The sequence below is a fragment of the Bacillus sp. FSL R10-2780 genome, from assembly GCF_038006125.1.
GTDB classification, from domain to species: domain Bacteria; phylum Bacillota; class Bacilli; order Bacillales; family Bacillaceae_G; genus Bacillus_A; species Bacillus_A cereus_U.
Window position 1 is genome coordinate 4477121 of the sequence record NZ_JBBOUQ010000001.1, and the last position, 16344, is coordinate 4493464.

A 16344-nucleotide genomic window follows, 5' to 3' on the forward strand; every position below is an offset into this window, starting at 1 on the left:
TCTTGTCATAATGAATGTACAACATGATACTATACATTCATTACAATATGTTAGCAAGTGATATTTTAGTGACGTTAAAAAGTTTAATAAATAAATTACAATCAATTTATAATTTCTCCAAATTCTCTTTAAACATCTATTCTTTAATAAAAAAACCTGCTGAATTTCAGCAGGTTTCAAATTGTTATTCTAGATTACTATGCGATGCTCGCTTCGTCAATTTTTTTATGAAAATAAATATTGTACATATCATTCAGTTGAAATAGATGGATCCGCCTGTTCTTTTTTCGGGATAATTTCATAGAAGTGAAGCTGGATATCATCTAATAATGGTGTTAACAAAGCGACTTCTTCATATTGTTCATGCTCATTTAATACACGAATGTAGTCTAATAATAATTCATTCACATCTTGCAAACCATTTTTACTAATTGGCTGCAATGTTACATTTGCACCTTTAGCAATTCTTCTTTTTAAAGCGTGTTCTGTTAAACCTAAGTTTGGCTCATGACGTAAATAAACAACACCACCAGTCATGCCGGCACAAATCCATGGACCAGGATCTCCTAAAACAAGAGCGCGACCATTTGTCATATATTCAAAAGCAAATCCTTTTATATTAGAATATACTCCGATATTTCCTTGTTCTTTTTCGCGGAGTGGTTTTGTAATTCTGCCTCCAATTATCATATCTGCTCCAGAAAGGCGAATGCCAGCACGAGCATCAGCGTTACCTTGCACGTATAATGCACCTTTTTGAGCGCCGTATCCAAATCCTTTTCCGACAGAACCGTTATAATATGTTCCATCTTTTCCTTTTGCTTTCGTTATATAAATGCCACCGCCAAATGAAGTTTTTCCAATTCCATCTTGCGCGCCACCATTTACGTGTATAAATAAGTTCTCGCTATTGTACGCGCCTAATCCGTTTCCGGGAACAGATCCGTTTGTATACTTTAATGTAAGTGGTTCAAGATGAGTGTTTTCATATAATTTGCTACGAATACGATAACAGGATTCTAGACCGCCCATTACGCGTTGCTCTACGCCGACGCTTACTAATTCTTTTGACTGGAGAGAATTTGTTGTTTCAAATTGTTTTTCTTGTACAGATGCCGTTATTTTCACGGATGAATCTTCTATCGTTTGTATTAAATTACGTAAGTCTAATAAGTCCTTGCCTCGAGTTTGTTCTAATAAATCCGATCGTCCGATAATATCTTGTAAGTTTGTGTAACCGAGCTGCCCTGTTAAACGTTTCAATTCTGTACCGAAAGTAGTGAATAGGCTTAATAGCCCTGTAACTGCGCTTTCTAATTCACGTGGAACGAAACGGCGCAGTCCATGTTCTTTCGCTTGAGCTTCAGATTCAATTTGTGTTGCAATTCCGACGTGGCACGTATCGAGATGACAACCACGGCAAGTTGTACAGCCAATTGCAATCATTGATAATGTGCCAAATCCGATCCGGTTTGCTCCAAGGAGCATGATTTTTAAGGCGTCATTGACACTTCGAATACCGCCGTCTGCCCAAATTTCTACTTTATGTCTCATATTTGCTTCTAGTAACGCATTGTGAGCAGCTTTAACACCGATTTCTACAGGAAGACCTACATGTTGCAATGCGTGAATACGCGCAGCGCCTGTTCCGCCATCAAATCCACTAATGTTAATAAAGTCAGCACCAGCTTTTGCGATACCGACAGCAATTGTTCCGATGTTAGGAACGACAGGAACTTTTACAGCTACTTTTGCAAGATGATTAGCCGTTTTAATTTCTGTAATCATTTGAGCCAAGTCTTCAATTGAATAAATATCATGGTTGTTAGAAGGTGAAATTAAATCTGAACCGATTGTAGCATTACGCGCTTCTGCAATTTTGGCAGTCACTTTTGAACCAGGCAAATGTCCACCTTCACCAGGCTTTGCTCCTTGACCGATTTTTATTTCAATTAAATTTGATGAATTTAGTAGTTCAGCGTTTACTCCAAATCGGCCAGATGCAACTTGTTGTCCGCGTGTATGTGGGTATTTACCAATCATATCTTTAATTTCGCCGCCTTCACCGTTCAAACTAATCATATTTAACTGATTGGCAGCTTCTGCATATGCACGAAAGGCAATTTCATTTTGAGAACCGAATGACATAGAACTAATAATAAATGGTAAATCATGATTGTGAATGCCGATGGACACTTCTTCAGTTGGAATTACATGTTTTGTTTGTTTTGTTTGAATAAGGTGCCTGATTGCGATAGGGTTATTTTCTTCTAATTCACTTAACTTGTCGCGGTAATCATCATAAGAGTTTCCTTTTGCAACATCACCAATTGCTTTCCAAATCCGCGGGAATATATGAAATGATTTTCGCATTCTAACTTTTGGATTGTTATAATCATCAGCTCGAATTTTCGCATCTTCAGCAAGTGATTCAAGTGAAAAAGCTAAATCATTTGAACCGAAGAAGTTTGTAATTTGTAATATGTTTGCGATTTCCTCATGTAATCCAATAGAGGAGAAGAGGCGACCGTAACCGCGTAATTCATGAATTCCAATCGTTGAAATTACTTTCTCTAGTCCTTTATTAAGTGCGGTATACAAATTAGTAATTGGTGCTTTTGTTCCATCATTTACCGTTGCGAACAATAAATATGGATTAATACCATCTGCCCCTAATCCGTATAGCGTGACGATATCGTGTAAGGAGCGAAGGGCGCCAGAACGTATAACGAGAGAGCATTTCCGGCGTAATTTATTTTCAGTTAATGTTTGATGTACTTTAGCAGTAACTAAATGTGGATCAATCCATAACAGTTCATTTTGATGAGATTTAGCGTCATCTAATAAAAGTAGGGAAGCCCCGTCTTTAACGGCTGCTATCGCCTCGGAACTAATTCGATTTAATGCGCTTTGTAAAGTTTCTGATGGGCTAAATGTAACAGGAATTGTAGAGACAGAGCTATGAGTGATGAATAGCTGTATAAGTTGTTCGTACGTAATCGTCTGTAAGTCTGCCGCGATAGATTGAGCTAAACTCCCTTCTAAAATAATTGGTGAGAGCATCTCAATTACAAATGGTTGTTTAGAGTTATCTAATAAACTCGGACGCTCTCCGAGTACAGTACGTGTGGAGAAGTGTTCGACTTCTCGATCACGATCGATTGCTGGATTGGTAACAACGGCTACACTTTCTTTAATGAAATCAGCAATATTTCGTCTATCTGTATCAAGTGCGGCAAGTGGTGAGTCATGCCCAAGTGACCGAATTGGTTCGACGCCTTTTGTTGCCATCTGTTCAAGGAGCTGAATATGTTCTCGATCCCAGCCGAAAGCGACGTATTGATTCGTTTCAACTTGAACCGAATCACATAATCCCTCAGTTTCTTTCGTTTCAGGGATAGATAAGTTTACATGATAGTTGGTAACATCGATTCGTTTATTAAAACGGTTGAATACTTCAATTTGATAATTGTCGTATTCATAGAGAACGAGCTCATCTTGTTCATTCCATTTTAATCCAACTTTTTCTCCAGGAGCGAGTGGTTTCGGCTCTGCTACATATTCGGCTGGTGATACAACTCCAGGTTCAGAAGAGAAAATATAGGAGCTCTCTGTCTCTACTTTCCAAACTGGGCGTAATCCAAGGGAATCGACACTGAAAACAGCTTCATCTTTATAACGTGAAATGATGCCAGCTGGACCTTGTGCGAAATGCCCCCAAGCCTCACGTATATAAGTGTATAAGTTTTGTAAGTTTGTTTCGTAAAGTTTTATTTCATTAATAATTGGTGGAAATAATATATCCATTGCTTCAAATAAACTGTAGTTATACTGAACGAGAAGGGTTTCTAAGGTGCGGTTTAAATCTTGGGAATCACTGCCCCCGGCAGTAAGTGGTACATTAATCATGTCAGCTTGATCACGTAATTTTGCAATCGTGTTAATTTCACCATTATGCCCGAGAATACTAAATGGTTGTACACGAAAAAAATTAGATAACGTATTAGTAGAATAGCGATTATGTCCTAGTGTCATAGTTGAAGCGATAAGTGGGTGTTGTAAATCATTGTAATAAGCAACGAGTGTATCACCAGCGCCCAGAACTTTATATACAACATGTTCATGACTTAATGAGGCAACATGAATTGCTTCATTTTCTTCGATTTTTATTGTTACAGAAAATAATGTTTGTTCAATATTTTTAACTTCACTTTGGGCGATAAGGGCAATTTGCCAAAATAAAGGTTCTTCTTGTTTACCAAGAGGACCGAGTGCATCTGAGTTTATTACATCATCATTTTCGAGAACAATTGTAAAGTTTTCATTGTTTAGTTGCGTACGAATGTAATCTTTTAACTCAGCAATGTTTTCTTTTTTGTTTAGAAAAAAATGTCCAACGATAAAGTGGGGATGATCCACAATCGTTGGATTATATCCGCTACTTTTTAGTTTTTCATTCCAAAGTGCTTTTGGCATGTCGATATGAATTCCGATGCCATCTCCTTCGCCATTAATGAAACCAGCTCTATGATTCATTTTGACTAGTGATTGTATACAAAAATCGATGTTTTCTTTTGTAGGAATTCTTCGTTTTTCCATAACGGAAACGATTCCACACGCATCATGTTCTGCATTTTTATAATTCCGAAATAAAGACGGTGTCCATTTATTTTTTTTATTGAGCATCCGTCAATCCCCCCTCTGGAAAATGAATTTTGAATAATCTTACTATTTAAGGCGTGAACTGCCTTGTATACAGGGATAGTAAGGATATAAAAGAATATAAAACAGATAATTATGAATAATTATACTATTAATGAGGGATTTATGAAATAGAAAAAAGGAAAAAAGAAAGATGGGCTTTCTTTTTTCCTTTTGAATGAAGAGATTATTTATTGTTCGCTAGGGTAGAAAATGCTCTGCCAACAGCTTCAATTGTATATTCAATATCTTCTTTTGTATGTTCTGTCGTTAAGAACCATGCTTCATATTTAGAAGGTGCTAAATTAATACCTTCTTGAAGCATCAGCTTGAAGAATCTACCGAACATTTCACCATCTGTATTTTTGGCTGCATCGTAATCTTCAATTGTATTTGTCGTGAAGTATACAGTTAATGCACCCTTTAGACGGTTTACTGTAATATCAATGTTATGTTTTGTAGCTTGTTCTAAAATTCCTTTTTCAAGCATTGCGCCAAGTGCATCTAATTTCTCGTATACGCCTTCTTGTTGAAGTACTTCTAGGCAGGCAATACCTGATGCCATAGAAGCAGGGTTCCCGGCCATTGTACCAGCTTGGTATGCAGGGCCGAGCGGTGCAACTTGTTCCATAATTTCTTTCTTACCACCGTAAGCACCAATTGGAAGTCCACCGCCGATAACTTTACCAAGTGCTGTTAAATCTGGGGTTACGCCAAGTAAGTCTTGAGCGCCGCCATACATAAAGCGGAAAGCAGTAATAACTTCATCATAAATTACTAGTGCACCAGCTTCGTGAACAAGTTCATTAACTTTTTCAAGAAAGCCAGGTTTTGGCTCAACAATACCGAAGTTTCCAACGATTGGCTCTACAAGGATAGCTGCTACTTCATGTCCCCATTTATCTAATGCTTCTTTTAAAGTTTCTACATTATTAAATGGAACAGTAATAACTTCTTGGGCGATACTTTGTGGCACGCCAGCTGAATCAGGAATTCCAAGGGTAGAAGGACCAGAGCCAGCTGCTACAAGTACTAAATCGGAATGACCGTGGTAACAACCAGCGAATTTCATAATTTTTGTGCGGCCAGTGTAAGCACGAGCAACACGAATGGTTGTCATAACGGATTCTGTACCAGAGTTTACGAAGCGGACTTTATCTAAAGCGGGCATTGCTTCTTTTAACATTTTTGCGAATTTTACTTCTAATGCTGTTGGAGTACCGTATAGTACGCCGTTTTCAGCCGCTGTTTTAATTGCTTCTGTTACGTGTGGGTGAGCATGTCCAGTAATAATTGGGCCATACGCTGCTAAATAGTCGATATATTTATTTCCATCTACATCCCAGAAATAAGCACCTTTCCCGCGTTCCATTGCAACAGGGGAACCGCCTCCAACTGCTTTAAAAGAGCGAGAAGGACTATTAACACCACCAACGATATGTTCTAACGCTTCTTTATGTAATGCTTCTGATTTCGTGAAATTCACTACAATTCATCTCCTTACAAAAATCTATGTATTATTCTAACATGTTTTTCGAAAAGACGTATTGTTTGTGATAGAAGGAGCAGTTGGGTAAACTATTCGTTGTGACATTTAGGAAGGGGGTCCGATTATGAAATCGGTAATTGAGGTACAAGGATTACGTAAAGAGTTTACAGCTTATTCAAGTCGTCCGGGCTTAAAGGGTGCATTTCGCGATTTATTAAATCGTAATTATAAAATAGTGCCAGCAGTAAATGATGTTTCTTTTACTATAAAGCAAGGTGAAATGGTTGGTTATATTGGTGAGAATGGTGCTGGTAAATCAACGACGATTAAAATGCTTACAGGGATTTTGACTCCGACATCAGGACAAATTACAGTGAACGGAATGAATCCACACAAACAGAGAGAAGAATTTGTAAGAACAATCGGTGTTGTGTTTGGACAGCGTTCGCAGCTTTGGTGGGATATTGCTGTACAAGAATCATTTCGTTTATTGAAGAAAGTGTACGGTGTATCAGACGCTCAGTATAAGGAACATATGGAACATGTTATTGAAACGTTAGATATCGGTCCTTTATTAGATAAACCGGTACGGAAATTATCTCTTGGTCAAAGAATGCGTTGTGAATTAGCAGCGGCGTTAATTCATAATCCGCCGTTATTATTTTTAGATGAACCAACAATTGGACTAGATGTTCTTGTGAAATTGAAAATACGAGAATTCTTAAAAGAGATGAATGAACGTTATAAAACAACAATTTTATTAACGACACATGATATTACTGATATTGAAGCTTTATGTGAACGCGTCATCATGCTTGATGAAGGAAATATTATGTATGACGGATCTTTAGATAATCTTCGTACGCAGTGGGGAGTAGAGAAGGAAATACATTTTCAGTTTGTTGCCCCAGTTTCATACCAGGAGTTATCAATGGTTATGCCAGATAGTCATGTTGTTTGGTCAAAAGCGAAAGAAGAAAACGCATGGGTTGCAAAAATACCGAATGAAGAAGTTATCATTTCTATGTTGATTTCTAAAGTAGTACAAGCCTTTCAAATTAAAGATTTGAAAATTAACGAAGTGTCTACAGAGGAAATTATTCGTAACATTTATGAAGAAGGTATTATGCATGGGTAAGTATATTGAAATGATTCGGATTCGTTTTTTAATGATGCTTGCTTATCGTACAAATTATTACAGCGGGATTTTAATTTATACGATTAACATTGGTGCGTATTATTTTTTATGGCAAGCAATTTATAGCGGAAAAGAGAATATTGAAAGTTTATCTATTTCGCAAATGACTACGTATATTGCGATCGCATGGATGGCACGCGCTTTTTATTTCAATAATATAGATAGAGAAATTGCGATGGAAATTCAAGAAGGACGTGTGGCGGTAGAGCTAATTCGTCCATATAACTATTTAGGTATGAAAGTTATGCAAGGGCTTGGAGAAGGGATATTTCGTTTTGCTTTCTTTTCAATTCCGGGTATGGTTATTGTTACGTTATTATTTTCATTACAAATTACAACGAATTTTCAAACGTGGTTATATTTCTTCTTATCTTTAATATTTAGTTTTATCATTAATACACAAATAAATTTAATGACAGGAATGCTTACATTCTTCTTATTTAATAATAGTGGAATTATGTATGCGAAACGTGTTGTTATCGATTTATTTTCTGGTTTATTATTACCGATTAGTTTTTATCCGTTATGGGCCCAAAAAGCAATGGTGTTTTTACCGTTTCAAGCAATTAGTTATATTCCGAGTATGATTTTCTCTGAAGGTATACAAGGAAGTAAGTTATATGAAGCTTTATTATTTCAAATGATTTGGGCAATTATACTTATTATTCCAATTGTACTGATGTGGAAAACGGCGAGAAAACGTCTAATCGTACAAGGGGGATGACGAGATGATATATATAAAATTATTTTTGCAATATGCAAGTCAATATATAAAAACAAAATTGGAGTATCGTGGCGATTTTATCGTCGGATTACTTTCAGATTTATCACTACAAGCTGTTAATTTAATCTTCATTCTCGTTGTGTTTGGGCATACTCAAGCACTAAAAGGGTGGAGCCGAGAAGAAGTAATCTTTATCTATGGGTTCTTTTTAGTACCGTTTGCCATTTTTTCAGCTTTCTTTAATATATGGGACTTTAATGATCGTTATATTATTAAAGGAGAAATGGACCGTATATTAACGAGACCGATTCATAGTTTATTTCAAATTATATTAGAAAGAATGGAACTTGAATCTTTAATTGGAGCTATTACGGGGATTATTGTGATGGGTTATGCAGCAATGGAGCTACAATTATCTTTTTACTGGTATGATTTCTTCTTATTCCTAATTATGGCAGGGGGAGGGGCACTTGTGTACGGCGGGATATTTGTTACGCTTGCAAGTCTTGGCTTTTGGTCGGATGCGAAAAGTTCCATTATGCCGCTTATGTATAACATAGGGAATTATGGACGCTATCCTGTTGATATTTATAACCGTGTTATTCGCTTTGTTTTAACGTTTGTTTTACCGTTTGCATTTGTTGGGGTATATCCAGCAGCATACTTTTTAAGAAAAACAGAGTGGAATAGCTATGCTTTCGCAACGCCAATTGTTGGTGTTATCTGTTTTACTATTGCAATTACCCTCTGGAATCAAGGGGTTAAACGATATCGTGGTGCAGGAAATTAATTATAGAAGCTTGTTCGTTTCTAAGGGATAAATCAGCTATAGTCCTCATACATATAAAATGAGGTGGAGGACATGTTATGGGGATTTATTCTATTAATTGCAGCAATCGCTATTTTGAGAAGTGTCCAATTATTATGGAGTTCATATTCAAACTCCAATCGTTTCTTTTCGCTGTACAATTTAGCTACGTTGTTTTTAATTTATACAACGGTACTGATTGCGTTTGGATTAAGTTATGTTGTGCTAGAGGAAATGGGTTTTGCAGTTTTGAAAGAAGATGGGGATAGGTTAAGTGCTCATTCCTTTCAGCTCGTTGAAATATGTTTATATTTTAGCGCGGTTACTTTATTGTCCGTTGGATATGGTGATATAGCTCCGATTGGAATCGGAAGATGGATTGCAATTGGAGAAGCGCTAATTGGATATACATTACCGTTTGCATTTGTGGTAAGGACTGTAATGGACAATGAAAAATAAGGTAGCATTTGTTATAGTAATAGAAAAGAAAAGGAGTGATAACAATGATCACAGTAGGAGAAATAGCACCGGAATTCACATTAGAGGGAAGTACCGGAGAACAAATTCGCTTAGCTGACTTCCGAGGTAAAAATGTAGTTTTATATTTTTACCCGAAAGATATGACTCCAGGGTGTACAACTGAAGCGTGTGATTTTCGTGATGCATATGGATTATTCCAAGAGAAGGACACGGTCATCCTTGGTGTCAGTCCTGATTCGGTGAACAGACATATGAAATTCATCGAGAAGCATGAGCTTCCATTTGTACTTTTAGTAGATGAAGATCATAAAGTAGCAGAATTGTACGATGTTTGGAAGTTGAAAAAGAACTTTGGAAAAGAGTACATGGGAATCGAGCGTTCTACATTCCTTATCAATAAAGATGGTGAACTTGTAAAAGAATGGCGTAAAGTGAAAGTGAAAGGACATATTGAGGACGTTCTTTCTTATATAAAGTGAAACTTTAATCAGTGGGGGGGTGTCTATCTACACTGATTATTAGCCCGCACCAATTGGGCTTTTACGGGCAGTTGATCTCCCGCCTAACTCCTTTGCATTTGCGGAATTTTGAAGTGGGAGTCTTACTGCCCGCAAATAGCGGGATAAAATAATCTATATTAATGTGGAGAAAAAATATATATGTAAGGCATGCGTCTATACATATTTTCTTGCGATACATAAAGTGAAAGTGTAGGGCATACCTCCTCAGATGATAGTATTCCAAGTGCGATTATGTCGCACTTTTTTCTATGTAAATGTATAGGAAATGGGGGAAGGTATATAAGAATAAAGATATATACAAAAATAAACCACATACTTATAGTAGAAATATTGACGATTTATAAGAAAAAGAGTACACTCTTTATAAGAATTATAAAATAATAATCCGTATAGAATCGGGGTGCATGACGGTGGTCAAAGAAGAATTAAAAGAAGCGCTAGAAATGCTGAAAAATACGGGTGTACGCATTACTCCACAGCGTCATGCTATTTTAGAGTACCTTGTGGAATCTATGACGCACCCAACAGCGGATGACATTTATAAAGCATTAGAAGGTAAGTTTCCAAATATGAGTGTTGCAACTGTCTATAATAACTTACGTGTGTTTAAAGAAGTTGGACTTGTAAAGGAATTAACTTATGGGGATGCTTCAAGTAGATTTGATTATGTTACAAGTCAACATTATCATGTGATTTGCGAAAAATGTGGTAAGATTGTTGATTTTCCTTATGGAGGTTTGGAACAGCTTGAAGAGGAAGCTGCGAAAACGACAGGCTTCGTTATTAATAGTCATCGCTTAGAAATTTATGGCGTTTGTCCAGAGTGTCATAAGGCGTAATATATAATGAAGAAAGAGGGTGACGAAATCGTCACCCTCTTTCTTCATTATATGGAGATGAAAAAATACTAAAGTGAAAGTACGTGTTATCCTTTATAGCTTTTTTTATTGTACTTCTCATTAAATTCTTTTCCTTCTAAACTCGGATCGAGTGTTAAAGGTTGGTTGCAATGCATACATGCGTCGACACGACCAAGCATTTTTGTTGGCTTATCGCAGCTTGGACAAATAATTTGTATCGTTTTTGTAGATAACATACCAATCCAAAAGTAAACAACAGTGCTAGCGATGACAGCTAAAAAACCAACCATCATAAAGGTTGTCATAATAATGATGTTTTCGCGAAAAAAGACACCTAAGTATGCAATGAAGAGACCGATAAATACTAAACTCAATGCAAAGGTTCGGATTTTATTAATTTTGTTCGAATATTTAATACCCATTCCCACCACACTCCTATAGGGATAATATAACACACAATTTAGAATATTTTATGAAAACGAAGGCAATGATTAAATTTATCACTTATTAAAGAACAGTAGTGCTTTCTTTTAAGATGCAATACAGAAAGAGATTAGGTGGAAGAAGTATGTCTATAAAAGAGGAGTAGTAATTTTTTTTCTATAGTTAATTTAGCTTTTTAACGGGATGTGAAATTTTTTTGTGAAAAGTATTGACCTTACATATACTGCATGATATATTAATAAACGTCGCTGATGCGGAAACGCAGTAAACGACAAAAAAGAAATTGAAAAACTTAGTTGACATCGAAAAACGAAGATGTTAACATAAGGAAGTCGCAATTGAGCGATGAAGTAGTTCTTTGAAAACTGAACGAAACAAACAACGTAAACGTCAATTTTTATTTTTAGATGCTAGACAAACTAACTTTATTGGAGAGTTTGATCCTGGCTCAGGATGAACGCTGGCGGCGTGCCTAATACATGCAAGTCGAGCGAATGGATTAAGAGCTTGCTCTTATGAAGTTAGCGGCGGACGGGTGAGTAACACGTGGGTAACCTACCCATAAGACTGGGATAACTCCGGGAAACCGGGGCTAATACCGGATAATATTTTGAACTGCATAGTTCGAAATTGAAAGGCGGCTTCGGCTGTCACTTATGGATGGACCCGCGTCGCATTAGCTAGTTGGTGAGGTAACGGCTCACCAAGGCAACGATGCGTAGCCGACCTGAGAGGGTGATCGGCCACACTGGGACTGAGACACGGCCCAGACTCCTACGGGAGGCAGCAGTAGGGAATCTTCCGCAATGGACGAAAGTCTGACGGAGCAACGCCGCGTGAGTGATGAAGGCTTTCGGGTCGTAAAACTCTGTTGTTAGGGAAGAACAAGTGCTAGTTGAATAAGCTGGCACCTTGACGGTACCTAACCAGAAAGCCACGGCTAACTACGTGCCAGCAGCCGCGGTAATACGTAGGTGGCAAGCGTTATCCGGAATTATTGGGCGTAAAGCGCGCGCAGGTGGTTTCTTAAGTCTGATGTGAAAGCCCACGGCTCAACCGTGGAGGGTCATTGGAAACTGGGAGACTTGAGTGCAGAAGAGGAAAGTGGAATTCCATGTGTAGCGGTGAAATGCGTAGAGATATGGAGGAACACCAGTGGCGAAGGCGACTTTCTGGTCTGTAACTGACACTGAGGCGCGAAAGCGTGGGGAGCAAACAGGATTAGATACCCTGGTAGTCCACGCCGTAAACGATGAGTGCTAAGTGTTAGAGGGTTTCCGCCCTTTAGTGCTGAAGTTAACGCATTAAGCACTCCGCCTGGGGAGTACGGCCGCAAGGCTGAAACTCAAAGGAATTGACGGGGGCCCGCACAAGCGGTGGAGCATGTGGTTTAATTCGAAGCAACGCGAAGAACCTTACCAGGTCTTGACATCCTCTGAAAACTCTAGAGATAGAGCTTCTCCTTCGGGAGCAGAGTGACAGGTGGTGCATGGTTGTCGTCAGCTCGTGTCGTGAGATGTTGGGTTAAGTCCCGCAACGAGCGCAACCCTTGATCTTAGTTGCCATCATTAAGTTGGGCACTCTAAGGTGACTGCCGGTGACAAACCGGAGGAAGGTGGGGATGACGTCAAATCATCATGCCCCTTATGACCTGGGCTACACACGTGCTACAATGGACGGTACAAAGAGCTGCAAGACCGCGAGGTGGAGCTAATCTCATAAAACCGTTCTCAGTTCGGATTGTAGGCTGCAACTCGCCTACATGAAGCTGGAATCGCTAGTAATCGCGGATCAGCATGCCGCGGTGAATACGTTCCCGGGCCTTGTACACACCGCCCGTCACACCACGAGAGTTTGTAACACCCGAAGTCGGTGGGGTAACCTTTATGGAGCCAGCCGCCTAAGGTGGGACAGATGATTGGGGTGAAGTCGTAACAAGGTAGCCGTATCGGAAGGTGCGGCTGGATCACCTCCTTTCTATGGAGAATTGATGAACGCAGTTCATCAATAAACGTTGACTTGTTTTGTTTCGTTCAGTTTTGAGAGAACTATCTCTCAAGTTTAAATGTATGTTCTTTGAAAACTAGATAACAGTGTAGCTCATATTTTTTTAATTTTAGTTTGGTTAAGTTAGAAAGGGCGCACGGTGGATGCCTTGACACTAGGAGTCGATGAAGGACGGGACTAACGCCGATATGCTTCGGGGAGCTGTAAGTAAGCTTTGATCCGAAGATTTCCGAATGGGGAAACCCACTATACGTAATGGTATGGTATCCTTACCTGAATACATAGGGTATGGAAGACAGACCCAGGGAACTGAAACATCTAAGTACCTGGAGGAAGAGAAAGCAAATGCGATTTCCTGAGTAGCGGCGAGCGAAACGGAATCTAGCCCAAACCAAGAGGCTTGCCTCTTGGGGTTGTAGGACATTCTATACGGAGTTACAAAGGAACGAGGTAGACGAAGCGACCTGGAAAGGTCCGTCACAGAGGGTAATAACCCCGTAGTCGAAACTTCGTTCTCTCTTGAATGTATCCTGAGTACGGCGGAACACGTGAAATTCCGTCGGAATCTGGGAGGACCATCTCCCAAGGCTAAATACTCCCTAGTGATCGATAGTGAACCAGTACCGTGAGGGAAAGGTGAAAAGCACCCCGGAAGGGGAGTGAAAGAGATCCTGAAACCGTGTGCCTACAAATAGTCAGAGCCCGTTAATGGGTGATGGCGTGCCTTTTGTAGAATGAACCGGCGAGTTACGATCCCGTGCAAGGTTAAGCTGAAGAGGCGGAGCCGCAGCGAAAGCGAGTCTGAATAGGGCGTTTAGTACGTGGTCGTAGACCCGAAACCAGGTGATCTACCCATGTCCAGGGTGAAGTTCAGGTAACACTGAATGGAGGCCCGAACCCACGCACGTTGAAAAGTGCGGGGATGAGGTGTGGGTAGCGGAGAAATTCCAATCGAACCTGGAGATAGCTGGTTCTCCCCGAAATAGCTTTAGGGCTAGCCTTAAGTGTAAGAGTCTTGGAGGTAGAGCACTGATTGAACTAGGGGTCCTCATCGGATTACCGAATTCAGTCAAACTCCGAATGCCAATGACTTATCCTTAGGAGTCAGACTGCGAGTGATAAGATCCGTAGTCAAGAGGGAAACAGCCCAGATCGCCAGCTAAGGTCCCAAAGTGTGTATTAAGTGGAAAAGGATGTGGAGTTGCTTAGACAACTAGGATGTTGGCTCAGAAGCAGCCACCATTTAAAGAGTGCGTAATAGCTCACTAGTCGAGTGACTCTGCGCCGAAAATGTACCGGGGCTAAATACACCACCGAAGCTGCGAATTGATACCAATGGTATCAGTGGTAGGGGAGCGTTCTAAGTGCAGTGAAGTCAGACCGGAAGGACTGGTGGAGCGCTTAGAAGTGAGAATGCCGGTATGAGTAGCGAAAGACGGGTGAGAATCCCGTCCACCGAATGCCTAAGGTTTCCTGAGGAAGGCTCGTCCGCTCAGGGTTAGTCAGGACCTAAGCCGAGGCCGACAGGCGTAGGCGATGGACAACAGGTTGATATTCCTGTACCACCTCTTTATCGTTTGAGCAATGGAGGGACGCAGAAGGATAGAAGAAGCGTGCGATTGGTTGTGCACGTCCAAGCAGTTAGGCTGATAAGTAGGCAAATCCGCTTATCGTGAAGGCTGAGCTGTGATGGGGAAGCTCCTTATGGAGCGAAGTCTTTGATTCCCCGCTGCCAAGAAAAGCTTCTAGCGAGATAAAAGGTGCCTGTACCGCAAACCGACACAGGTAGGCGAGGAGAGAATCCTAAGGTGTGCGAGAGAACTCTGGTTAAGGAACTCGGCAAAATGACCCCGTAACTTCGGGAGAAGGGGTGCTTTCTTAACGGAAAGCCGCAGTGAATAGGCCCAAGCGACTGTTTAGCAAAAACACAGGTCTCTGCGAAGCCGTAAGGCGAAGTATAGGGGCTGACACCTGCCCGGTGCTGGAAGGTTAAGGAGAGGGGTTAGCGTAAGCGAAGCTCTGAACTGAAGCCCCAGTAAACGGCGGCCGTAACTATAACGGTCCTAAGGTAGCGAAATTCCTTGTCGGGTAAGTTCCGACCCGCACGAAAGGTGTAACGATTTGGGCACTGTCTCAACCAGAGACTCGGTGAAATTATAGTACCTGTGAAGATGCAGGTTACCCGCGACAGGACGGAAAGACCCCGTGGAGCTTTACTGTAGCCTGATATTGAATTTTGGTACAGTTTGTACAGGATAGGCGGGAGCCATTGAAACCGGAGCGCTAGCTTCGGTGGAGGCGCTGGTGGGATACCGCCCTGACTGTATTGAAATTCTAACCTACGGGTCTTATCGACCCGGGAGACAGTGTCAGGTGGGCAGTTTGACTGGGGCGGTCGCCTCCTAAAGTGTAACGGAGGCGCCCAAAGGTTCCCTCAGAATGGTTGGAAATCATTCGTAGAGTGCAAAGGCATAAGGGAGCTTGACTGCGAGACCTACAAGTCGAGCAGGGACGAAAGTCGGGCTTAGTGATCCGGTGGTTCCGCATGGAAGGGCCATCGCTCAACGGATAAAAGCTACCCCGGGGATAACAGGCTTATCTCCCCCAAGAGTCCACATCGACGGGGAGGTTTGGCACCTCGATGTCGGCTCATCGCATCCTGGGGCTGTAGTCGGTCCCAAGGGTTGGGCTGTTCGCCCATTAAAGCGGTACGCGAGCTGGGTTCAGAACGTCGTGAGACAGTTCGGTCCCTATCCGTCGTGGGCGCAGGAAATTTGAGAGGAGCTGTCCTTAGTACGAGAGGACCGGGATGGACGCACCGCTGGTGTACCAGTTGTTCTGCCAAGGGCATAGCTGGGTAGCTATGTGCGGAAGGGATAAGTGCTGAAAGCATCTAAGCATGAAGCCCCCCTCAAGATGAGATTTCCCATAGCGTAAGCTAGTAAGATCCCTGAAAGATGATCAGGTTGATAGGTTCGAGGTGGAAGCATGGTGACATGTGGAGCTGACGAATACTAATAGATCGAGGACTTAACCATATAATATGAAGCAACGTTATCTAGTTTTGAGAGAATATAAAAAACTTATTGACTTTCTAAGTGAATCAAGTATA

The 16344-nt window shown here is 40.6% G+C and carries 9 protein-coding genes and 2 rRNA genes; 8 read left to right on the plus strand and 3 right to left on the minus strand.

What is annotated here, in order from left to right; translation table 11 throughout:
- Positions 1-249 precede the first annotated feature (249 nt).
- A complete protein-coding gene (locus tag NSQ47_RS23255) occupies positions 250-4686 on the minus strand; it encodes a glutamate synthase-related protein (protein WP_341038067.1) in 4437 nt (1478 codons plus the stop codon).
- A 202-nt stretch (positions 4687-4888) separates the two neighbouring features.
- The gene (gene hemL / locus NSQ47_RS23260; protein WP_002159373.1) at positions 4889-6187 is read right to left on the minus strand and encodes a glutamate-1-semialdehyde-2,1-aminomutase; all 1299 of its coding nucleotides are present in this window, start codon (positions 6185-6187) and stop codon (positions 4889-4891) included.
- A 127-nt stretch (positions 6188-6314) separates the two neighbouring features.
- Between hemL and NSQ47_RS23265 the strand changes: the two genes are divergently transcribed.
- From NSQ47_RS23265 to perR, 6 genes are all read left to right on the plus strand, one after another.
- A complete protein-coding gene (locus NSQ47_RS23265; RefSeq protein ID WP_002113870.1) occupies positions 6315-7328 on the plus strand; it encodes an ABC transporter ATP-binding protein in 1014 nt (337 codons plus the stop codon).
- Positions 7321-8112, plus strand: a complete 792-nt coding sequence (locus NSQ47_RS23270; RefSeq protein ID WP_002113871.1) for an ABC transporter permease — start codon at positions 7321-7323, stop codon at positions 8110-8112. The genes NSQ47_RS23265 and NSQ47_RS23270 overlap by 8 nt, the downstream gene beginning before the upstream one ends.
- A gap of 4 nt (positions 8113-8116) precedes the next feature.
- Positions 8117-8902, plus strand: coding sequence for an ABC transporter permease (locus NSQ47_RS23275; protein WP_002159372.1), 786 nt, complete (start codon positions 8117-8119; stop codon positions 8900-8902).
- 72 nt (positions 8903-8974) lie between these two features.
- Positions 8975-9379: a potassium channel family protein gene (locus NSQ47_RS23280; protein ID WP_002091112.1), complete on the plus strand. Its 405-nt coding sequence runs from the start codon at positions 8975-8977 to the stop codon at positions 9377-9379.
- A 44-nt stretch (positions 9380-9423) separates the two neighbouring features.
- On the plus strand, positions 9424-9879 hold the full coding sequence (bcp, locus tag NSQ47_RS23285) for a thioredoxin-dependent thiol peroxidase (protein ID WP_002010353.1): 456 nt from the start codon (positions 9424-9426) through the stop codon (positions 9877-9879).
- A gap of 452 nt (positions 9880-10331) precedes the next feature.
- Positions 10332-10760, plus strand: coding sequence for a peroxide-responsive transcriptional repressor PerR (perR, locus tag NSQ47_RS23290; RefSeq protein WP_000237831.1), 429 nt, complete (start codon positions 10332-10334; stop codon positions 10758-10760).
- An 86-nt stretch (positions 10761-10846) separates the two neighbouring features.
- Here the strand turns inward: perR and NSQ47_RS23295 are convergent, their stop codons facing one another.
- Positions 10847-11203, minus strand: coding sequence for a YgzB family protein (locus NSQ47_RS23295; protein ID WP_002159371.1), 357 nt, complete (start codon positions 11201-11203; stop codon positions 10847-10849).
- Between the two features lie 447 nt (positions 11204-11650).
- Here NSQ47_RS23295 and NSQ47_RS23300 point away from each other — a divergent pair.
- Both NSQ47_RS23300 and NSQ47_RS23305 read left to right on the plus strand, forming a co-directional pair.
- Positions 11651-13202: ribosomal RNA gene (locus NSQ47_RS23300) — 16S ribosomal RNA — on the plus strand.
- Between the two features lie 146 nt (positions 13203-13348).
- Positions 13349-16270 (plus strand): 23S ribosomal RNA (locus NSQ47_RS23305).
- The 16S and 23S rRNA genes sit together here, the layout of an rRNA operon.
- The last annotated feature ends 74 nt before the right edge of the window (positions 16271-16344 follow it).